This window comes from Brevundimonas sp. SS2672 (assembly GCF_059579685.1).
Genome location: NZ_CM184201.1, coordinates 1,802,700 through 1,823,923 on the forward strand (window position 1 = coordinate 1,802,700; position 21,224 = coordinate 1,823,923).

General features: G+C 68.2%; 22 protein-coding genes. 12 read left to right on the forward strand and 10 right to left on the reverse strand.

The window, feature by feature from the left end:
- The first annotated feature begins 62 nt into the window (after window positions 1-62).
- The 6 genes from AC52GN_RS09170 to alr all read left to right on the forward strand — a co-directional run bounded on the left by AC52GN_RS09170 (window position 63) and on the right by alr (window position 7,169).
- Window positions 63-2,471, forward strand: a complete 2,409-nt coding sequence (locus AC52GN_RS09170) for a TonB-dependent receptor plug domain-containing protein (RefSeq protein ID WP_496526835.1) — start codon at window positions 63-65, stop codon at window positions 2,469-2,471.
- A 185-nt stretch (window positions 2,472-2,656) separates the two neighbouring features.
- The gene (locus AC52GN_RS09175) at window positions 2,657-3,022 is read left to right on the forward strand and encodes a hypothetical protein (protein ID WP_312219655.1); all 366 of its coding nucleotides are present in this window, start codon (window positions 2,657-2,659) and stop codon (window positions 3,020-3,022) included.
- Between the two features lie 53 nt (window positions 3,023-3,075).
- Complete coding sequence (locus AC52GN_RS09180) at window positions 3,076-3,477, forward strand: hypothetical protein (RefSeq protein ID WP_312219654.1); 402 nt, start codon at window positions 3,076-3,078, stop codon at window positions 3,475-3,477.
- Window positions 3,478-3,570: 93 nt separating this feature from the next.
- Complete coding sequence (locus AC52GN_RS09185) at window positions 3,571-5,082, forward strand: replicative DNA helicase (protein ID WP_422388325.1); 1,512 nt, start codon at window positions 3,571-3,573, stop codon at window positions 5,080-5,082.
- Window positions 5,083-5,211: 129 nt separating this feature from the next.
- On the forward strand, window positions 5,212-6,081 hold the full coding sequence (locus AC52GN_RS09190; RefSeq protein ID WP_496526836.1) for a DUF5694 domain-containing protein: 870 nt from the start codon (window positions 5,212-5,214) through the stop codon (window positions 6,079-6,081).
- A 47-nt stretch (window positions 6,082-6,128) separates the two neighbouring features.
- Window positions 6,129-7,169: an alanine racemase gene (gene alr, locus AC52GN_RS09195; protein ID WP_496526837.1), complete on the forward strand. Its 1,041-nt coding sequence runs from the start codon at window positions 6,129-6,131 to the stop codon at window positions 7,167-7,169.
- Window positions 7,170-7,215: 46 nt separating this feature from the next.
- On the opposite strand, the gene AC52GN_RS09200 is transcribed toward alr, so the two are convergent.
- Entirely contained in the window at window positions 7,216-7,833 is a 618-nt protein-coding gene (locus AC52GN_RS09200) for a Yip1 family protein (RefSeq protein ID WP_496526838.1), read from the reverse strand.
- A 161-nt stretch (window positions 7,834-7,994) separates the two neighbouring features.
- Between AC52GN_RS09200 and radA the strand changes: the two genes are divergently transcribed.
- From radA to AC52GN_RS09230, 6 genes are all read left to right on the forward strand, one after another.
- Window positions 7,995-9,368 (forward strand): DNA repair protein RadA, encoded by a 1,374-nt coding sequence (gene radA / locus AC52GN_RS09205; RefSeq protein ID WP_496526839.1) that lies wholly within the window; start codon window positions 7,995-7,997, stop codon window positions 9,366-9,368.
- A 35-nt stretch (window positions 9,369-9,403) separates the two neighbouring features.
- Window positions 9,404-9,940: a CvpA family protein gene (locus AC52GN_RS09210; protein WP_496526840.1), complete on the forward strand. Its 537-nt coding sequence runs from the start codon at window positions 9,404-9,406 to the stop codon at window positions 9,938-9,940.
- Between the two features lie 81 nt (window positions 9,941-10,021).
- Complete coding sequence (gene purF, locus AC52GN_RS09215; protein WP_346486522.1) at window positions 10,022-11,527, forward strand: amidophosphoribosyltransferase; 1,506 nt, start codon at window positions 10,022-10,024, stop codon at window positions 11,525-11,527.
- Between the two features lie 6 nt (window positions 11,528-11,533).
- Window positions 11,534-11,875, forward strand: a complete 342-nt coding sequence (locus AC52GN_RS09220; RefSeq protein ID WP_496526841.1) for a VOC family protein — start codon at window positions 11,534-11,536, stop codon at window positions 11,873-11,875.
- Window positions 11,876-11,959: 84 nt separating this feature from the next.
- A complete protein-coding gene (locus AC52GN_RS09225; protein ID WP_496526842.1) occupies window positions 11,960-12,721 on the forward strand; it encodes an SDR family NAD(P)-dependent oxidoreductase in 762 nt (253 codons plus the stop codon).
- Between the two features lie 6 nt (window positions 12,722-12,727).
- A complete protein-coding gene (locus AC52GN_RS09230; protein ID WP_496526843.1) occupies window positions 12,728-14,041 on the forward strand; it encodes an O-antigen ligase family protein in 1,314 nt (437 codons plus the stop codon).
- Here the strand turns inward: AC52GN_RS09230 and AC52GN_RS09235 are convergent.
- From AC52GN_RS09235 to AC52GN_RS09275, 9 genes are all read right to left on the reverse strand, one after another.
- Complete coding sequence (locus AC52GN_RS09235) at window positions 14,025-14,375, reverse strand: cupredoxin domain-containing protein (protein WP_496526844.1); 351 nt, start codon at window positions 14,373-14,375, stop codon at window positions 14,025-14,027. The genes AC52GN_RS09230 and AC52GN_RS09235 overlap by 17 nt on opposite strands.
- Entirely contained in the window at window positions 14,365-14,910 is a 546-nt protein-coding gene (locus AC52GN_RS09240; RefSeq protein WP_496526845.1) for a DUF4142 domain-containing protein, read from the reverse strand. The genes AC52GN_RS09235 and AC52GN_RS09240 overlap by 11 nt, the downstream gene beginning before the upstream one ends.
- Before the next feature lie 54 nt (window positions 14,911-14,964).
- Window positions 14,965-15,687, reverse strand: coding sequence for an RNA polymerase sigma factor (locus AC52GN_RS09245; RefSeq protein ID WP_496526846.1), 723 nt, complete (start codon window positions 15,685-15,687; stop codon window positions 14,965-14,967).
- A gap of 66 nt (window positions 15,688-15,753) precedes the next feature.
- Window positions 15,754-17,379 carry a ribosome biogenesis GTPase Der gene (gene der, locus AC52GN_RS09250; RefSeq protein WP_346486514.1) on the reverse strand — a complete coding sequence of 542 codons (1,626 nt, stop codon included), beginning with the start codon at window positions 17,377-17,379 and terminating at the stop codon, window positions 15,754-15,756.
- A 31-nt stretch (window positions 17,380-17,410) separates the two neighbouring features.
- Window positions 17,411-18,832 (reverse strand): PQQ-like beta-propeller repeat protein, encoded by a 1,422-nt coding sequence (locus AC52GN_RS09255; protein WP_343829500.1) that lies wholly within the window; start codon window positions 18,830-18,832, stop codon window positions 17,411-17,413.
- Window positions 18,833-18,856: 24 nt separating this feature from the next.
- A complete protein-coding gene (locus AC52GN_RS09260; RefSeq protein ID WP_291774183.1) occupies window positions 18,857-19,630 on the reverse strand; it encodes a tetratricopeptide repeat protein in 774 nt (257 codons plus the stop codon).
- A gap of 144 nt (window positions 19,631-19,774) precedes the next feature.
- A complete protein-coding gene (locus tag AC52GN_RS09265; RefSeq protein ID WP_496526847.1) occupies window positions 19,775-19,930 on the reverse strand; it encodes a hypothetical protein in 156 nt (51 codons plus the stop codon).
- Between the two features lie 266 nt (window positions 19,931-20,196).
- Window positions 20,197-20,754, reverse strand: coding sequence for an RNA polymerase sigma factor (locus AC52GN_RS09270; RefSeq protein ID WP_496526848.1), 558 nt, complete (start codon window positions 20,752-20,754; stop codon window positions 20,197-20,199).
- A 23-nt stretch (window positions 20,755-20,777) separates the two neighbouring features.
- Window positions 20,778-21,161 carry a DUF6249 domain-containing protein gene (locus AC52GN_RS09275; RefSeq protein WP_291774177.1) on the reverse strand — a complete coding sequence of 128 codons (384 nt, stop codon included), beginning with the start codon at window positions 21,159-21,161 and terminating at the stop codon, window positions 20,778-20,780.
- Window positions 21,162-21,224: the final 63 nt, after the last annotated feature.

Below are 21,224 nucleotides of genomic sequence, written 5' to 3' on the forward strand. Positions count from 1 at the left end.
GCCCGCCCTCACGCGGCGGCGATCCCTGACGCGCGTCCAATCAGAAAAGACGACCTCTCGAGATGACCTCCCGCTTCCCCCGCCGCCCCGCCCTTCTGGCCGCCGTATCCGGCGCCGCCCTGCTGATCGCGGGCGCCGCCGGCGCCCAGACGATCCCTGACGACGCCACCTCGGTCGACGACATCGTGGTGACGGGCACCCGCGCCCCGGCCCGCTCGCGCCTGGACACCCTGGCCCCCGTCGACGTGGTGACGGCCGAAACCCTGCAGAACCGCGGCACGACCGAGTTCGCCGCCGCCCTGGCCCAGACCGTGCCGTCGCTGACCTTCCAGCGCCCCTCGGCCAACGACGGGACAGACTCGATACGCCCCGCCACCCTGCGCGGCCTGTCGCCGGACCAGACCCTGGTGCTGGTCAACGGCACGCGCCGCCACGCCTCGGCCCTGGTCAACGTCAACGGCACGGTCGGGCGCGGCTCCGCCGCCGTCGACCTGAACGCCATCCCCAGCGGCGCCCTGGATCGAGTGGAGGTGCTGCGCGACGGCGCCTCGGCGCAATACGGCTCGGACGCCATCGCCGGGGTCGTCAACCTGCGCCTCAAGGAGGCCCGTGAGGGCGGCGGCGCCAGCGTCACCTACGGCCAGTACTTCACCAATGTGGAGACCGCGCGCGGCAAGCGGGACGAGGAGGACGGCCGCGCCGTCACCGTCTCGGCCTGGCAGGGCTTCGGACTGGGCCCGGACGGCTTCCTGACCCTGTCGGCGGAATATTCCGACCGCGATCCCACCAGCCGTTCGGACTATGATCCGCGCCCCGCCGCCAACGGCGCGATCACCGGCCGCTTCGGCGACCCCAAGGTCGAACAGTGGAGCGTCTTCGCCAATGCGGGCAAGCCGCTGAACGCCGACTGGGAGGCCTATGGCTGGGCCGGCTATCAGGAGCGTGACAGCTCCTCGGCCGCCTTCCCGCGCCTCTCTGACAACCCCAACAATGTGCCGTCCATCTATCCGAACGGCTTCCTGCCCAAGATCGCCATCAACTCCCAGGACCTGTCCGCCGCCGGCGGCGTGCGCGGGACGCTGGCCGGATGGGACGCCGACTTCAGCCTGGTCTACGGCCGCAACGCCCTGGACTTCCGCACCGAGGATTCGCTGAACGCCACCTACGGCGCCGACTCCCCGACCAGCTTCGATTCCGGCGGACTGACCTATGACCAACTCGTCTTCGGCGCCGACTTTACGCGCCAGTTCGAGGTCGGCCTGGACGGCGGTCCGCTGAACTTCGCCTGGGGCCTGGAGGCCCGCAAGGAGACCTACAAGATCGACGCCGGTCAGCCGGAATCGTGGAACCGCGGCCCGCTGGGGACGAACACAGCCCTGGCCGGCGGCGCCCAGGGATTCCCCGGCTTCCAGCCCTCGAACGAGGTGGATGAAGACCGCGACGCCGTCGCTCTGTACGCCGACGTCGAAATCCCGCTGACCGAGAAACTGACGGTCGAGGGCGCGCTGCGCGTCGAAGACTATTCCGACTTCGGCGACGCCCAGACGGGCAAGTTCGCCGCCCGCTACGACTTCAGCCCGAACTTCGCCCTGCGCGGTTCGGTGTCGACCGGCTTCCGCGCCCCGTCGCTGCAGCAGAGCTTCTTCACCTCGACCTCCTCGGTCGTCCAGGACGGCGGCTTCGTCGAAACCGGCACCTTCCCCGCCACCAGCGAGGTCGCCTCGGTCCTGGGCGCCCGCCCGCTGAAGGCCGAAACCTCGACCAACTACACGCTGGGCGCCGTGGTCCGCCTGGGGAATTTCGACCTGACGATCGACGCCTATCGCATCGAGATCGAGAACCAGATCGTCCTGTCGGAGCTGATCAACCGCAGCTTCTCGCCCCAGGTCGCCGGCCTGCTGGACCCGCTGGGGGTCCAGGCCGCGCGCTTCTTCCTCAACGGCGTGACGACCGAGACCGAAGGCGTCGACATCGTCGGCCGCTATCGCCTGCGGACCGAGACGGCCGGCGACTGGGACTTCACCGTCGCCGCCAACGTCAATGACGTCAGCGTGACGAAATTCCCGACCTCGACCTCGGTGCTGAACCCGGCGCCGACCCTGTTCTCCCGCCAGCGCATCCTGACCATCGAGGAGGGCACGCCTGACACCAAGGTCTCCGCCTCCGCCGACTGGAGCCTGGGCCGCTGGGGCGCGACGGCGCGAGCGACCTATTACGCCAGCGTGCTGCAACCCGGTTCGGTCCCCGCCAACGACTATTCGACCGGCGACAAGACCACCATCGACCTGGAAGGCCGCTTCCAGATCACCGACCGGGTCGGCCTGGCGATCGGCGTCGACAACGTCTTCGACGAATACCCCGACTTCGTGCCCGCCAACCTGAACAACAACGGCGTGCTGGGCTTCCCCTACTACTCGCCGTTCGGGTTCAACGGCCGCTACGGCTACGCCCGACTGAACGTGAGGTGGTGACAGCGGCGTCAGACCCGGCGTGAAAGGAGCTCCTCCCCCTCCTCCTCGCGTCGGGGTCTGCTGCTCGGGGCGGCGTGGCGGCTGCGGCGGCGACCGCCGCGGCCGCCACGCTGACGACCTGACGGCGTTCAGCGAGCATTCATCCACGATGCGGCCAAGCTGGCTCTGTCGTTCGGAGAGTTCGCATGAACAAGCCCACGCTCATCCTCGCGCTTGCCGCCAGCCTGCTGGCGTCAAGCGCGAGCGCCATGACGGTTCAGGAGTTCCTGACCACGGCCGACGGCATACCTCGCAATCCGACCGCCCTTTTGCGCTCGGACACGCGCCGGCTGATGAACGAGATGAAGGCGGCGTTCAAGACAATCCGAGACGAGCAAGCGGCCGCCCGCGCCGCCGGTCGTCGCCCGGCCACCTGCGTGCCGGACAAGGTCAGCGTGAACACCGGCGAGATTCTGGGCCGCTTCAGCAGCATCCCGCCCCAGCGGCGCGGCATCTCCGTGACCCAGGCGGTGCGCGAATGGATGGCCGAGGCGCATCCGTGTCCCGCATGAACCTGAACCGCCAGACCTTGCGAAGCCGGCTTCACGAGAGCATCTAGTCCCCCATGTCGCGTTCCGTTCATGCTCTTTTCGCCGCGCCGCTGGGCGCCCTGACGCTGCTCGCCTCGGCGCCGCTGGCCCAGGCCCAGTCGGCCGAGATGACCGTCCAGCAGTTCCTGACGATCGGCCAGAACATCCCGCGCAACCGCGCCGTGGCCATGATGCGCCCTGACACGCGCCGTCTGATCCGCGAAGTCACGGGCGCCGTCAGCACGGTCAAGGCCGAGCAGGCCTCGGCCGTCTCCGCCGGCCGCACCCCGGCGCACTGCATTCCCGCCTCCGGCACCGGCATCACGCCCGAGACCCTGGTGGCGCGCTTCGAGACCATGCCCGAGGCGCGACGCCGCATCACCGTGACCCAGGCTGTGCGCGACTGGATGGTCGAGCGCTATCCCTGCCGCGGCTGAGGCGGGCCTCCCCAGAGAATCCACAGGCCCAACGGCCACTTGTCCACCCCTATGAGCGTCCGCCCCTGACGCAGCGCGCGCGGATGTTTCACCATGGCCACGATGAACGCCGCCTTCGCTCCGATGCCCTTTGACGCCAACGACGCCGTGCAGGTGTCGTCCATGCCCCACAATCTGGAGGCGGAGCAGGCCCTTCTGGGCTCGCTGATGTTCGACAACGCCGTGTTCGAGCGCCTGTCGGACCGACTGCGCGGCAGCCATTTCTACGAACCCTTCCACCAGCGCCTGTTCGATGCGGTCGAGGACCACATCCGCCAGGGCCTGCTGGCCGAGCCGACCATCCTGATGGAGCGGTTCAAGCAGGATCCGGCGTTTCAGGAGTTCGGCGGTCTGCGTTACCTCGCCGATCTGGTGGACCGGGCGCCGCCCGCCGCCAACGCCCCCGACTACGCCCGCGTCGTCTATGACCTGGCCCTGCGCCGCGACCTGATCCGCATCGGCGGCGAGATCATCAAGGAGGCGCCCAACCCCGAGACGCCCGCCGACGAACAGATCGAACAGGCCGAGCAGACGCTCTATTCCCTGGCCGAGACGGGAAAGCCGTCGTCGGGCTTCGTCAGCTTCTCCCACGCCCTGTCCGGCGCGGTCGAGATGGCGGGCGAGGCCTATCAGCGCGAGGGCAAGCTGGCCGGTCTGGCCACCCGTCTGGACGACCTGGACCAGAAGCTGGGCGGCCTGCACCCCTCCGACCTTCTGATCCTCGCGGGCCGTCCCTCGATGGGCAAGACAGCGCTGGCGACCAACATCGCCTTCAACGTCGCGCGCAACTACCGCTGGGAGCCGACGCCGGACGGCGGACGCAAGACCGTCGACGGCGGCGTCGTCGCCTTCTACTCGCTGGAAATGAGCGCCGAACAGCTGGCCATGCGTATCCTGGCCGATGCGTCGGGCGTGTCCTCGGACAAGCTGCGCAAGGGCGAAATCGACGCCTCGGACTTCGGCAAGATCCGCGACGCAGCCATCGAGATCGGCGAAAGCCCCCTCTACATCGACGCCACCGGCGGCCTATCCATCTCCAAGCTGGCGGCGCGCGCACGAAGGCTGAAGCGGATGGAGCACGGCCTCGACCTGATCGTGGTCGACTACCTGCAGCTCGTGACGACCGGCGAGAACAGCCAGAAGAACCGGGTGCAGGAGGTCTCCGAGATCACCGGCGGCCTAAAGGCCCTGGCCAAGGAACTGAACGTCCCCATCATCGCCCTGTCGCAGCTGTCGCGTCAGGTCGAGCAGCGCGATGACAAGCGGCCGCAACTGTCCGACCTGCGGGAATCCGGCTCGATCGAGCAGGACGCCGACTGCGTCATGTTCGTCTATCGCGAAAGCTACTACCTCGGCCGCGCCGAGCCGCGCGAAGGCACCGAAGAACACCTGAAGTGGCAGGAAGACATGGACCGCCTGCAGCACCAGGCCGAAGTGGTCATCGGCAAGCAGCGTCACGGCCCCATCGGCATCGTCAAGCTGGCGTTCGATTCCAACACCACCCGCTTCGGCAACCTGGCCCACGACGGCCGCTACGGCGGCGCCTATGCGGATATTCCGGAGTAAATTTCTACTCTGATCTCACCTTCGACACCGCCTTTCATTGCTTATATTTAATCTGAGTTTCAAATAATTAAGCAACGCGACGAAAGAGGCTGGGCAAGGTAGCCGCCAACCTTCAATGGAGGAATGGCCATGTCTCGCACCACTTTCCTTTCATCGGCATCGATCATCATCGCCTGCTTGTGCGCCGCGCCGGCGGTCGCTCAGATTTTCGAGGGCGACGCCGTCCTGCTGAGCCAGCGGCCGGCCGAGGTCCGACCCGCCCTGATGGTCATGGGCTCTGGTCACCTGGCCAACAACAACCGTGACGTCGTCAACATCCAGCACCGTGACATTCTGGGGCCGGATCGTCAGGCGCAGATCGAAGAGGTCGTGGCCGCCCTTGCCGCGTGGCGTCCCACTCGGATCGCCGTAGAGGTCAAGAGCGGCGATCAGGCCGAGCTGGATCAACGCTACGCAGACTATCGCGCCGGCCGTCTCGAGCTGACCGCCAATGAGATCGACCAATTCGGCCTGCGCCTCGCCGCGCGCCTCGGCCACGATCGCCTGTACGCCGTGGATTGGAACGACATGCCGCCCGGCGAGATCGCCGACTATGACTGGAACAGCCAACCGTACGAGGGCGACAATCTCGCCCGCTTTCGGGCCCTGCGTTCGCCTGACCGCGCGCGCGACGCCCAGCAGATGGTTGATGGCATGGCGATCGGCGACTGGCTGGCCGCCATCAATACGCCCGACTATCTCTTGCGCCAGCACCGCGTCTATCACGACTACGCCCTGCTGGGGCTGGAGGGCGCCAACTGGGTCGGCGCCTGGCACGGCCGCAACCTGAAAATCTTCGCCAACATCACCCGCCTGGCCGCCAGCCCGGACGAACGGGTGCTGGTGATCTATGGCAGCGGCCACGCCTTCCTCCTGAATCGCTTTGCTTCGGAGAGCGGAGCCTTTGCAGTTCAAGACGCCAGCGATTGGCTGAGCCAGGAGAATCCCGGCCCGCATTGACGGCTGAGGACTGTCGGGACGAACAAACTTGCGGCATAGAACGGAGCATGTCCTCCCCGCCCGCCACCCTTGCCGTCGACTTGGGCGCTCTCGCCCGAAATTATCATACGCTCGAGACCCTGACCGGCCGTCCGGTCAATCCGGTCGTGAAGGCTGACGGCTACGGCCTCGGCGCCGCCGCCGTGACCAAGCGTCTGATGGCCGAGGGCGCGCGCACCTTCTTCGTCGCCCGCGCGGCCGAGGGCGTGCGTCTGCGCGAGGCGATCGGGTCCGAGGCGGTCATCTATATTCTGGACGGGTGCCACGGCGACGGCGCCGCCATGCTCAAGGCCTCGAACCTGCGGCCCGTCATCAACCACCCGACCCAGCTTCAGACCTGGCAGGCGGCGGGCGGCGGCGCCTGCGGACTGCAGATCGACACCGGCATGAACCGGCTGGGCTTCCGCGTCGAGGACGCGCCCGAACCGTTCGAGGGCCTCGAACTGGTGATGACTCACCTGGCCTGCGCCGACGAACCGTCCAACCCGCTGAACCGCGCCCAGCGCGACGCCTATGCGGCGGCGGTCCAACGCTATCCGGGCGTGACGCGCTCCTTCGCCAACTCGGGTGGCTGCTTCCTGGGGCCGGACTTCGCCTTCGACGTGGTGCGGCCGGGCATCTGCCTGTACGGCGGCGGGCCGGAAGGCCGTCCGCACGAGAAGATCGCGCCTGTCGCCAGCCTGATCGCCCAGGCGGTGCAGGTGCGCGACGTGCCCGCAGGCGAAACCGTCGGCTATTCGCAGGGCTACAAGGCAGAGCGGCCGATGCGCGTGGCGACCGTTGGCGCGGGCTACGCCGACGGCGTGCTGCGCTCCTACAGCCCCAAGGGACAGGTCTTCATCGCGGGCGAGATGCGGCCGATCATCGGCCGGGTGTCGATGGACGTGCTGGCGGTCGATGTGACCGGCCTGGACGTCAAGGCGGGCGATCCGGTGGAGATCTTCGGCGCCAACCGCCTGATCGACGACGCGGCGGCGGCGGCGGGCACCATCAGCTATGAGTTGCTGACCTCGATCACGCCGCGCGTGCCGCGCGTCTACAATGGCTGAAAGACAAAGGGCTGAGGCGCTCGGCCTCAGCCCTTCTCTTTGAGACTTAGCTCAGGGCGAACGCCGCCGCGCCTGCGCCGACGATAACGAAGCTGGCGATCACCGCGCCGACGATGGCGAAGACGATGGCGTTCAGGATGATGGCCGCGACCACCACGACGATGGTGTAGCCCAGCGCCTTGGCGGCGGCGGTCTTCATCAGCGTCGGCAGGCCCAGATACATCAGATAGAAGCCATAGAGGCCGATCAGCCCGGCCAGCCAACCCAGCGTCGGAATAATGTTCAGCACGCCCGCGACCCACATCGGGGTCATGGAATAGACGGCGACCTGCATCGCCTTCACCGGGTTCTTGGTCCCGCCGAAGGTCGGCGCCAGTGCGTCGATGATCAGGCCCAGCACATAGACGCTGACCAGGCTCAGCACATAGCTGAGCGCCCCGCCCAGCAGCGGCCCGATCAGGCCGCGATGACCGAAGGCGATCTGGCCCACAATGGTCGCCACCGCCGGAATGGCCGCTAGAACGACGGCATAGCTGGTGAACAGCCCCTTGATGCTGGCGCTTTCGGCGTCGATCACCGGCCATTCAAACTTCGGCCGGGTCAGGATGTATTTGACCCGCGAGACGAGCGAGGGGTCGACGGCGGGGGGATTTTCCAGGGTCATTCGTTAGCCTTCTGGGCGATTGAGTCGGATCACGGCCTTATCATGTCAGAATGACGGCTGTGTGGATGCTGACGCAACCCCGCAGTCTCCCTATGACAATTTCGGACGCACCTCATTTCATCCCGCCTGCCCTCGCCCGTCTGATCTGCTAGGTCTGGACCATGGCGCGCGACTCTCTTCTCTTCGTCTGCAAATCCTGCGGAGCGGTTCATTCCAAATGGGCCGGGCAGTGTTCGGCCTGCGGCGAGTGGAACGCCCTGGTCGAGGAATCCAAGGCCGCCCCGCCGGGCGCCATGAAGCCCGCCTCGACCGCGCGCGGGCGCGGGGTCCAGTTCGAGACGCTGCAGTCCGACACGCCTGAACCGCCGCGGATCGTCACCGGCGTGACCGAGTTCGACCGCGTCTGCGGCGGCGGCGTGGTGCCCGGCTCGGCCATCCTGCTGGGCGGCGACCCCGGCGTCGGCAAGTCGACCCTGCTGCTGGAGGTCACGGCCAAGGCGGCCCGCAACGGCGCCAAGGTCGCCTATATCTCGGGCGAAGAGGCGATCGAGCAGATCCGCGCCCGCGCCAAACGCATGGGCGTGGCCGACGCCGACGTGTCGCTGGCCTCCGCCACCGCCCTGCGCGACATCCTGACGACGCTGAAGCGCGACCCGTTCGACATCGTCATCATCGACTCCATCCAGACGCTGTGGAGCGACGCACACGACGCCGGCCCCGGCTCCATCACTCAGGTGCGCGCCTGCGCCGCCGAACTGGTGCGGCTGGCCAAGAACGGCGGCCCGGCCATCGTCCTGGTCGGCCACGTCACCAAGGACGGCCAGATCGCCGGGCCGCGCGTGGTCGAGCATATGGTCGACGCCGTCCTCAGCTTCGAGGGCGAGCGCGGCTATCCCTTCCGCATCCTGCGCGCGGGCAAGAACCGCTTCGGCGCCACCGACGAGATCGGCGTGTTCGAGATGGGCGATTCCGGCCTGCGCGAAGTGCCCAACCCCTCGGCCCTGTTCCTGGGCGAGGGCAAGGACCGGGCGCCCGGCGCCGCCGTCTTCGCCGGGATCGAGGGATCGCGCCCCGTTCTGGTGGAAATACAGGCTCTTGTCGCGCCTTCTGCATACGGCACGCCAAGACGAGCCGTCGTCGGCTGGGACTCCGGCCGCCTAGCCATGCTGCTGGCTGTGCTGGAGGCGCGCTGCGGTCTGGGGTTTGGCGACAAGGATGTCTATCTGAACGTCGCGGGCGGGATGCGGATCAATGAACCCGCCGCCGATCTGGCCGCCGCCGCCGCCCTGATCTCCTCGGCGCTGGACATGCCCCTGCCGCAGGGCTGCGTCGTCTTCGGCGAGATCGGCCTGTCGGGCGAGGTCCGCGCCGTCGGCCGCGCCGAGGCCCGTCTGCGCGAGGCCAAGAAGCTGGGCTTCGAGCGCGCCCTCGCGCCGCCACAAGCCAATGGCAAGGTAAAGAAGGGCGATGTCGCCCTGACCGTCGTCACCCGCCTGACCGACGCGGTCGAGCAGATCTCCCAGAACCGCTACTAAGGCGCGTTCCCCAACGCATTGAGGCCGCAGCGCGCGTGACCGGCTACGACGTCTTCGTGATCCTGGCCCTGCTGGCCTCGGGCGCCGCCGGATGGTTCCGGGGCGGCATGCGCGAGATCACGGCCCTGTTCAGCTTCCTGCTGGCGGCGCTGCTGGCCCTGATCACCCTGCCGTGGACGGCGCCGATCGGGCGCGATCTGGTCGATCCGGACTGGGCCGGTTCGGTGCTGGCCGTAGGGCTGGTCTTCGTCATCCTCTACTTCGGCCTGCGCTTTATCGGCTCGGCCATTTCACAGGGCGCGCGCGGCCATGCGCTGGGCGTGCTGGATCGGACTCTGGGCCTGGCGGTCGGCCTGATCCGCGCCCTGGCCCTGATCGGGGCGGTGCATCTGGTCATCATGGGCGCCATGCAGGACAACCCGCCGCGCTGGCTGTCCGAAGCCGCCACCGCGCCGGTCAGCGAAGGCGCCGCTCGGGCCATCCAGATCGTGCTGCCCACGCTTGGAAAGGGCGCCGACGCCCTGACTCCCGTGGTCGGTTCTTCCGTCCGCGAAGGGTTTTCCGACCAATGAGCCTTGCCCCCGACGCATTCGCGGACTACGTGCGCGGCGCCGTCCTTTGAGTTATCCTTTCCCGGTCATCGGAGCCTGACGATGCGCCACCATATCGCCGAACCCGTCGTTCACCGTGAGCACTGGCGTGAGCCGGAGGACGATCAGCTGCGCCTGGAGTGCGGCGTCTGCGGCGTCTGGGGCGCGCCCGAGAACGAAGCCTCCTCCATCGTCGCGCTTGGCCTGCACGCCCTGCAGCATCGCGGCCAAGAAGCCTGCGGCATCGCCAGCGTCCACGACGAGCGTTTCTACACGGAACGGCACCAGGGCCTGGTCGGCGAGGCCTTCGGCAACGCGGCGCTGAACGAGCGGCTGCCGGGCCGGGCCGCCATCGGCCACACCCGCTACTCCACCGCCGGCGGCAGCTTCCTGCGCAACATCCAGCCGATGTTCGCCGATCTGGACCAGGGCGGCATCGCCATCGCCCACAACGGCAACCTGACCAATTTCAAATACCTGCACGCGCAACTTGTCTCGGAAGGCGCGATCTTCCAGTCCACTTCGGACTCCGAGGCCATCCTTCACCTGATCGCCCGCAGCCGTAAGGCCAAGATCGTCGACCGCTTCATCGACGCCCTGAGCCGCATCGAGGGCGGCTACGCCCTGGTGGCCCAGACCCGTTTCAAGATGATCGGCGCGCGCGATCCGCTGGGCATCCGCCCCCTGGTGCTGGGCAAGGTCGGCGAGGCCTGGGTGCTGGCGTCCGAGACCTGCGCGCTTGACCTGATCGGCGCCACCTTCGTGCGCGACGTCGAGCACGGCGAGGTCGTGGTCATCGACGACGAAGGCCTGACCTCGATCAAGCCTTTTGCCGCCCGCGCTGCCCGTCCCTGCCTGTTCGAATACGTCTACTTCGCCCGCCCCGACTCGGTCGTGAACGGCCTGTCGGTCTACGACGTCCGCAAGGAGATGGGCCGCCGCCTGGCGCGCGAGCACGTGGTCGAGGCCGACGTCGTGGTGCCGGTGCCCGACTCGGGCGTCCCCGCCGCCCTCGGCTACGCCCAGGAAAGCGGCCTGCCCTATGAAATGGGCATCATCCGCAGCCACTACCTCGGCCGCACCTTCATCCAGCCCAGCCAGGGCGCCCGTCAGAAGGGCGTGCGGATGAAGCACAGCCCCAACCGCGCCGCCCTGGAAGGCAAGCGCGTCGTGCTGATCGACGATTCCATCGTGCGCGGCACCACCTCGCTGAAGCTGGTCCGCGCCGTGCGCGCGGCGGGCGCCAAGGAGGTTCACCTACGCTCGGCCAGCCCGCAGATCCTCTATCCCGACTTCTACGGCATCGACATGCCCGAACGGTCGCAGTTGATGGCCGCCACCCACAGCATGGAAGAGATGCGCGCCGTGCTGGAGGTCGATTCCCTCGGCTTCCTGTCCATCGACGGCCTGTACGACGCCCTGGGCGCCGGACCGCGCAACGCCGCCAATCCGCAGTACACCGACCACTACTTCACCGGCGACTATCCGACCCGCCTGCTGGACCGTGAGATCGAGGAAGGCGGCCGCGATCCGCGCGGGAAGCAACTTTCTTTGCTGGTGACCGCTTAAGGCTGGATGATCCAGCTCGGCTACTTCACGCTCGACACCCCTGACGTCGACAAGGCCCGCGCCTTCTACGCGGGCCTGTTCGGCTGGCGCTTCGACGATGCCTCGTCCAGCCCGACCTACGCCCATGTGGTCGGCTCCGATCCCGCCTTCGGCATCACCAAGGGCGAGCAAAAGGCCTTTCCCAACCTCTACTTCCGCGTGGACGACATCCACGCCGCCTGCGCCCGTATGAATGAACTCGGCGGTCGCTGCGCCGTCCCGGCGGAAAGCCCGTCGGGCCTGTCCGCCGTCGTCAGCGACGACCAGGGCGTCAGCTTCAGCCTGTGGCAGCCCGCGCCGGGCTACTGAAGATCAGGCTTCCCTCTGCCGGCGGCGGGAGAGGGAAGCTGTCGCGCCCTTCCACCCCACGCCATGCCGCGCTATCAGCGGGCCATGTCCGAACACGCTTCCCTCCCCCTCGCCAACCGCGTCGCCCTGGTCGTCGGCGCCTCGCGCGGCATCGGCCGCGAGGCCGCCCTGGCCCTGGCCAAGGCCGGCGCCCACGTCATCGCCGCCGCGCGCACCCAAGGCGCCCTGGAAGAGTTGGACGACGAGATCTTCGCCGCCACCGGCCAGCACGCCAGCCTGGTCCCGTTCGATCTGGTGGACGGCGGCGCCATCGATCGCCTGGGCGGCGCCCTGTTCCAGCGCTACGGCAAGCTGGACATCTGGGTTCAGGCGGCCGCGACCATGGGCCCGTCGGGCCTGACCCCGGTCGCCCACGCCGAGCCGCGCGAGTTCGCCAAGGTCGAGAAGATCAACTTCACCGGCGTCTACCGCCTAATCCGCTCGCTGGAGCCGCTGCTGCGCGCCTCTGACGCCGGTCGCGCCATCCACCTGACCACCAGCGTGGTCAGCCAGCCGCGCGCCTTCTGGGGCATGTACGCCGCGACCAAGGCCGGCGCCGAGGCCCTGGTCAAATGCTGGGCCGACGAGATCGAGAGCACGCCGGTGCGCGTCTCCATCGTCGATCCCGGCCGGATGCGGACGCAGTTGCGCGCCCAGGCCTTTCCGGGTGAAGATCCCGGCGTTCTGCCACATCCTTCCGAGATCGGCCCCCTGATCGTCGAACTGGCCCGCCCTGATTTCACACCGCCTCTGACGGTCAGCTTCAAGGAATGGAAGCACGGCCTGTCGGCGGACGCCCTCGTCTAACCCGCCATGCAGGGGGGATCAGGCGTCAGCGATGCGGAGCCGGGCGCCCCTGCCCGTTTCTCCGGCCGCCTCTCGGGCCGCCCCCTTATCCGCGCGGCGCCGCTGGCCGACATCGTGGCGTTCGCGACCTCGGTCGGCCTGATCCTGACCTATGTCAGTTTCTGGGGCGCCCCGCTGACCAACTACGGCGCGCGGTCGGCCGACTTCCTCAGGAACTTCTACTACCCCGCCTATCTGATGGCCCTCGTGCTGGTCTGCATGAGGCCCGACCGCGCGGTCCGGGGCATGGCGCGCTCTCCCCTGCTGATCGCCCTTCTGCTGCTGACGGCGGCGACCTATTTCTGGTCGATCATGCCAGATCTGACGGCGCGGCGGATTCCGGCCCTGCTGTTCACCACCCTGGGCGGCGTCGCCCTGGCTTCCCGGTGGAGTTGGCGGACCTTGACGGAAATCGTGGCCGGAACGCTCGGCGCCCTGGCCGTCATTTCCTTCCTGCTCGGCGCGCTGCTGCCCGACTTCGGCCGGATGCAGGAGATCTTCCCCGGCGCCTGGCGCGGTCTCTGGCTCGAGAAGAACGGCCTCGGCCATGTCATGGTCCAGACCACCATCTTCCTGCTGGCCGCCGGAATCATGGTTCCCGAACGGCGCAAGCTCTGGTTCGGCCTGGCGGTCGTATCGATGGCCCTGGTCATTCTGTCGACCTCGAAGACCGCCTTGCTGGTGCTGCTGCTGTCGCTCAGCGCCATGGGCTTCGTGGCCGTGGTGAAGTCCGGCCCGTTACGCGCCATTATCGCCACCTGGCTGGCGGTCGTGGTCGTCATCGGCGCAGGCCTGCTGATCGCGACCGAGACGGACGTGGTGCTGGAGCTTCTGGGCAAGGACGCCACCCTGACCGGGCGCACCGAGATCTGGTCCGGCATCATGGAGCAGATGTCCGACCACCCCTGGCGCGGCTTCGGCTACGGCGCCGTATGGGACGACCCCAGCTTCACCGGCCCCAAGGCCTGGATCGGGCATCAGGCCCACTTCCTGCCGGCCAACGCCCACAGCGGCTGGCTCGAGATCTACATCGCCCTGGGCCTGGGCGGCGTGATCCTGTTCGCCCTGTGGCTGGTGCAGATCTGGGCGCAGTCCCTGTGGGCCGCCTACGCCAGTCCCGGCGGCTGGCTGGCCCTGCCGATGATGGTGTCCTTCACCTTCACCATGCTCAGCGAAAGCATCGCCATGAACTGGCACGAACTGCGCTGGGTCATCGTGGTCGCCCTGGCGCTGAAACTCGTGCTGGGCGACGAGCCGGAAAAGGCTAGACCCCCACGCTGATCTCGCCGCGCATCGCCGGGTGATAGCGGCAGTAGTAGGGAACGGCGCCGGCCCGACTCATCACCGCCGACGCCGAAGCCCCCGGCGGAAGATCCAGGTTGAAAGCCCCGTTCCGCGCCGTCGCCGTATGTCGAACGATGTCCCGGTTGGTCCAGGTGATCGTATCGCCGACCTTCACGCCCGACGGCGGCGCTCCGAAGGCCATCTTGTCGATCACGACGACATGCCGCCGCCCGGCGGCGCGGGCCGGCCAGGCTGCTGCGAGGGTCAGGATTGCGGCCGACGCCAGAACCTCGCGCCGAGAGCGCTCGCCCTTCCCCTGATCAACGGACATGACGGGCCAACTGCTCGGCGTGGGCCTGATGCTCCTGGAACAGCGCCAGACCGCGTTCCAGCAAGGCCTTCAGTTCAGCGTTGCGCGCGCCGGGGATCAGCGTCCCGCGCAGCGCCTCGTTGACCGTGCGGTGAAAAGAGACCTCATTGTCGATATAGGCCCTGTCGAAGGCCATACCTGACAGCCCCGACAGCCTTTCCCGTTCGCGCGCCGCCGCTTCGGTCAGGGCGGTCGAGGTCGCATTGGCCTCGGGCGTCACGTTCAGCTTCTTCACCAGGGCCACGGCCTGCTCGTTCACCGCCGCGTGGTCGCGCTTCATGGTCTCCGCGAAGGCCCGGACCTCGGCATTGGTCGATTTGGCCAGCGCCTGATCCGCCGCCTCTATGTCCAACTGCCCCGCCGTATAGGCGATGTGCGCGATCTGGGGATCGCTGGGCTGGGCGGCGGGCGCCGACGCCTGCGGATGGCTTTGGGCCTGAGCCGCCGATAACGGCGCCAACGCCAGGGCTCCAACCACCAAAAGATACTTGAACATGGCTCGGTCTCCTCTGTCGCAGCGGCCCTGCGCCGCCGTCGGGACATTGGAGCATCAGCCCCCGGATAAAGTTCCCGTTTCCGGTTTCGCCGGCTGCACGCGCGCCAGCCGGGTCAGCACTCGATCCGACATTCGGCGGCAACGGGCGCCCAGAAACGGGAAGGCGCCGATCAAACAGGCCGACACCCGCTCATCCAGCGCCTGACGCAACAGGCGACGCGCGCGATGCAGTCGAGTCTTCACCGTCTCGGGCTTGAGTCCCAGGCCCGCCGCCGTCTCCTCGATCGAGCACCCCTCGATGTCGCGCATGATGAAGACGGCGCGAAAGGCGGGCGGCAGGTCGTCCACCGCCTGTTCGATCAGACTGCGGATCTGGCTGCGGGCCGCATCGCTCTCCGGCCCAGGGTCGAACGCCGCGCCGGGAAACAGGATGATCTCGCCCGTCGTCGTCTGCGCCGTCTCCACCGCCTCCAGCGCCGCAAAGGGGCGGCGTCGGCGCAGGCGGCCGCGCGCCTCGTTCAGCACGATCCGGGTCAGCCAGGTGACGATGTCTGCTTCGCCGCGAAATCGGCCGATGCCCAGGAAGGCGCGCACATAGGCGTCCTGCAGCGCGTCCTCGGCCTCGCTCTCATCGTGCAGGACCGCCCGGGCGACGCGGAACAGCCGCTGGTTGGCCCGCTGCATGATGGCGCGGAAGGCCTCGGGGTCGCCGCCCTGCGCCCGTCCGACCAGGTCGGGCGTCGTCAGGGCGACATAGTCGATGCGCGCGTGCTTCATGACCCTTCATCCGCCTCCTGCGCCTCAACTGACGCCAAAAGCCGGGCAAAGGTTCCCGTCAGGGAATCAGCGCTTGGCGCCGCCCTTCTGTCCCGTGCGGACGCGGCCCGAGCGCGACACCTGGCGGGCGCCGCCGCGCGCGCCCTTGCCGACGAAGGCGTTGGTCCCCGACTTCTTCGACGCGCTGGCCTTCAGCCCGCCCAGAGGCTTCACCTTGGGCTTGATGCCGGCCTTGGCCTTCTGCTCCAGCGCCTTGCCGGGCAGGTTGGACAGCTTCTCTTCCTTCTCGGCCTTCAGCACGCGGCGCGGCGCGGTCTTGGCGTCGCCCTTGAAGCGCTCCGGCCCCGACTTGGCCCCGCCGTCGGCATAGGGGTTGGCCGAGCCCGACTTGACCGTCAGGCGGATCGGCGTGCCCGGCAGGTCGAAGCTCTCGCGGATCGAGTTGATCAGATAGCGCTTGTAGTGGTCCGGCATGGCCGAGGCGCGGCTGGCGAACAGCACGAACGTCGGAGGACGCGCCTTGGTCTGGGCCACATACTTCGGCTTGATGCGCTTGCCGTCCACGGCGGGCGGCGGGTGCCTCTGGGTCGCCAGCGACAGCCAGTCGTTCAGGTCGCGGGTCTTCACCTTCACCGACCAGGTGTCATAGGCCTGAAGCACGGCGGGCATCAGACGCTCGACGCCCCGTCCGTTGAACGAGGACAGGGCCACGAAGGGCGAACCGCGCAGCTGCGGCAGCTTGTCGTCAGCCAGGCGCTTCAGCTCGGCCAGACGCGACTGCGGCTCTTCCTCCAGGTCCCATTTGGCGGCGACATAGACCAGCGCCCGCCCTTCCCGCTCGACCAGGTCGGCCAGTTGCAGGTCCTGGGTGTCGAAGGCGTCGTCCTTGTCCATCACCATGATCACCACCTCGGCGAAGGTGATGGCGCGGATGGTGTCGGCGACCGACAGCTTCTCCAGCTTCTCCTGGACGCGAGCCTTGCGGCGCATCCCGGCGGTGTCGATCAGGCGGATATTGCGGCCTTCCCAGACCCAGTCCACCGAGATGGAGTCGCGCGTGATCCCGGCTTCGGGTCCGGTCAGCAGGCGATCATCGCCGATCAGGCGGTTGATCAGGGTCGACTTTCCGGCGTTCGGACGGCCGATGACCGCAATGCGGATCGGTTTTTCCGGCTCGTCGACTTCCTCGACGAAGATGTCTTCCGACGCGGCCAGGATCGCCTGATACAGGTCGGCCATGCCCTCGCCGTGCTCGGCCGAGATCGGCACCGGTTCGCCGAAGCCCAGGCCGTGCGCCTCACCCACGCCGCCGCCGCTCTCGCGGCTTTCGGACTTGTTGGCCAGCAGGACGACAGGCTTGTGCACCTTGCGCAGGCGGTCAGCGAAGATGCGGTCCAGCGAGGTCACGCCTTCGCGCGCGTCCATCATGAACAGGATCAGGTCCGCGTCCTCGATCGCCGCCTCGGTCTGCTCGCGCATCCGGGCTTCCAGGCTCTCGTCGGTGACGTCCTCATACCCCGCGGTGTCGATCAGGGTCAGATCCATGTCGCCGATCACGCCGTCGGCGTAGCGGCGGTCGCGGGTCACGCCGGGGCGATCATCGACCAGCGCAAGGCGCTTGCCGACGAGACGATTGAACAGTGTCGACTTGCCCACGTTGGGGCGGCCGACGATGGCGACCTTCAGAGCCATGTCGGCCTTCTAGCTTAAATCGGTGAAAAGGTCAGCGGATGCTGACCAGCTGGCCCTTGTCGGTCAGGACATAGAGGGCGCCGTTGTAGGCGGCCGGGGCGATATAGGCGGCCGAACCCAGCTTCAGACTGCCGGTCTGCGCGCCCGTCTTCGGATCAAAGGCCACGGCCTCTCCGTCCGAGTTGACCAGCACCAGACGGTTCGACGCCAGGATCGGGCCCGACCAGACCGGACGCACGGTGCGCTTGCCGAAGCCCAGGAAGCCGCCTTCCTTGCGGACGCGGCCCTCGTTCAGGTCGCGGGTCCAGTAGACCTGGCCCGTCTCGCGGTTGACCACGGTCAGCTCGCCTGCCTGGGACACGACATAGACGACGTCGCCGACCGGCAGGGGCTGGTTCACCCCGACGATGGGCAGGGACCACTTCGGCTGGCCGCTGCGCAGGTCCATGACCTGCAGCACGCCCGACTGGCTGATGGCGTAGACCTGACCGCGGCTGACGACCGGACGACCGGCGATGTCGCGCAGTTCCGACAGGGCGCTGGTGCGGCTGGTGCGCGACAGCACCTGCTCCCACACCGGCTGGCCGTTGGTCGCCTGCAGGGCCACGATCTGACCCGAAGAGAAGGGCGCCACCACCGTGCCGCCGCTGACCGCCGGGCTGGAGGCGCGCATGATGCGGGCCGGCTCGGTGATGCCGCGATAGGACCAGTCCTGCTGGCCGTTGGCCACGTTGAAGGCCATCAACTGGTTGTCGACGTCGACGACATAGACCCGCTGGCCCGACACCGTCGGCGCGCCGTGAATCGGCAGATCGACCGGCGTGCGCCACAGCTCGGCGCCCGTATTGGCGTCGAACGCCGTCATGACGCGATAGCCGGACGAGACGAAGACCTTGCCGCCGCTGACGGCGATGCCGCCGCCGAAGCCGCCGCCGCCCGAACCGCCGCCCAGGCCGATGCCCAGGAAGCGGCGGCCGCGATCGGCCTCGTCGACCTTGACGCTGGCCTTCCACAGCACGGCGCCCGTGCCGGCGTCCACGGCGGTCACGCCCGCCTCGCCGTCCATGACGAAGATCTTGCCGTCCTCGGCCACCACCGGGGACATGACCTGACGGTCCTTCGCCGATCCGGCGCCGATATCGCGACGCCAGGCGACGGCGAAGTCCGGCGCGGCGATGACGTGCTCGACGGCGTTCTCGGCGTTGCCGCCGGGCTGGCTCCAGGCCGTCGCCGCCTGCGGACCCGGCAGGAAGAAGTCACGGCCGGACAGGGCCGCCGACGGCGCCAGCTGCTGCTCGAACTCCAGAATGGAGATGCGCTGCCCTTCGGTCGCCGTCGCAACCGGCTCCTTGTCTCCGCCCAGACCGAACGGCAGGGCGTTGCGCACCGTCCCGCACGAGGCGACGGTCAGGGCCAGACCGCTCAACAGGGCGACTTTAAGGGTTTTGGTCATGGTTGGCGTCCCGAGGGAGTCAAATCAGGGAGCAGGCGTCGCGGCCGGCGCTTGAGCCGGGGCCGCAGCCTCGGCCGGAGCAGCGGCGGCGGCCTGGCCGGGCGTCGGCGTCGGCAAGGCCGCAGCGGCCTTGACGATGGCGGCCAGATTGGCGGCCGTGCCCGTGTCGACCGCCTGAACGGCGGCCTGGGCGCGCTGGCGCACCGGGTCCGGCACGTCCTGGCCGAGTTGCAGTTGCACGAACGTCTGGCGCGCCTCGGCGGTCTTGCCGTGCTGCAGCTGGGCCATGGCGAGAGCCTCCTGGGCGAAGGCCGACATCGGGCGTTTCTCGCCGGTCAGCGGCTCCAGGCGCTTCTGGACGTCCTCCAGCGAGGCCGTGTCCATCACCAGGAAGACCGCCTTCAGCGCCGCGATGTCCGACAGGATGGGGTCCCGCGTCGCCTTGGCCGCTTCATCCAGCAGGGCGACGGCGTCGGCCGTCTTGTTCTCGGCCTGGGCCAGACCGGCTTCCTGCATCAGGGCCAGGGCCTTGTAGCCGCCGCCGGCCTTGGCCGACTCGGCGAAGGCGGTCCGGGCTTCGGCGGTCTTGCCTTCCTGCAGGGCGTCGATGCCCTGCTGATAGGCGGCCGAGGCCTTGTCGGCCTGCGAACTCACATAGGACTGCCAGCCCCACCAGGCGAGGGCGGCGACCAGAGCCACGGCCAGCAGGCCGCCCAGAACCGGCAGCCAGGTGCGAGCCAGACGCTTATAGCGTTCGGAGCGAAGCTCCTCCTCGACCTGTTCGAAGACATCAACCACGAAACGTCGCCCCAAAAATGCAGCCAAGGCCGATCATAAAAACGCCGCGACCCTAGAGGTTCGGCGTCACGCCCGCAACGCAGGCGTTGGGCGCGAAACGGCTTTTTCCAGCCCTAAGCCGCGACTGGGGCGGGAAAACGGCGCTCAGATCTGTTGCGACAGCTTCACCACGCCCGCCGCCAGCAGGGCCACCAGCACCCCGGCCGTGGCCCAGAACATCTGCATCCCGCCCATGGAGCCCATGGCGCTGAGGGCCGCATCGCCCAATCCGGACCGCTCCAGCAGGGACTGAACCGCCATTCCGCCCTGGATCCCGGCCTGGGCTCCGGCCAGAATCGACGCCGCCGCCCGCGTGGGCCGTGAAGCCGTCCGGCCCCAGCTGGAAGTTGACGCCCAGCAGTTCGCGCACGGCGATCAGCCCCCCGGCCAGCCCCGCCGCCGACAGGGCGATGGACCGCACGCGCGAGGCCTTGTTCAGACGCGCGGCCACGTCCGCTTCAAAGAAGGCCGAATCAGCGAAGTGCGACGTCTGGGCGAACAGGCGCTCGATCGCCGGATCGAATTCGTCAGCCGACATGGGATGCGCTCCCGATTGCAACCGGCCCCGGCTGGAGCCGGGCCCGAAGTTTATCCAGACCACGCTTGACATGAGATTTCACCGTTCCAAGCGGCAAATCCATGGCCGCGGCGATTTCCGGGTGCGACAGCCCCGCGCCATGACACAGGGAGACGCACAGGCGTTCGGCCTCGCTGAGGCCTCGCAGGGCTTCGTCCAGATCGACGCGGCCGATGCTGTCGACGGCGGGTGCGGCGTCTTCCGTTTCGGTTTCCGCCACATAGCGCGCCTCCTTGGAGATGCGCTTCAGATAAAGACGCGCGGCGATGCGCTTGATCCAGGCGGCGAAGGTGCCCTCGCCCCGGAACTCGGCGCATTTCTCGAACGCCAGAAGAAAGGCGTCCTGGGCCACGTCGTCGGCCAGGGCGGGCTGGGCGCCCATGCGGCGCAACAGGCCCCGCACCGCCGAGCCGTGCCGACGGACCAGCTCGCCGAACTCTCGGCGGCCGCCGCCGGCCGCAAGCCCGGCCAGTTCGACGTCGTGCATATCGCGTAAGGGTTGGGCCATGACGGTCTTCCCTGTTCGGCCGCTTACCCTTTGTTCTTGTTGAAGAAGCTCAGGATGATGAAGGCCAGGCCGATCATGCCGGGGATCGCGGCGATCCCGACGATGGGATAGTAGGCGTCCATCTCGGCGAAGCTGACCGCATAGCCGAAGATGCCGATGCCGACGGCCACCGCCAGCAGGATGACCCCGGTGCGCAGGTCGCGCGCGGCCGTCGCCGGCGGCTTGGCGTTTTCCTTGCTGATGCTCTCGATCACTTCAGGCGGCAGGGGCTGGCCCTTTTCGATGGCCGCCCGCAGGGTGGCCTGCATCTCGCGCCTGTCCCGGCTCTTCAGCCAGGCGGGGATGGCGACGATGGCGACCACCATGAGGAAGGGCGCCAGGGGGATGAGGATTTCAAAGCCGTTCATGGGTTGTCGCCCCTAGTGTGAAACGTGTTCCGGCTCAGCCTGATGCGGCGGCCTTCTGATCAC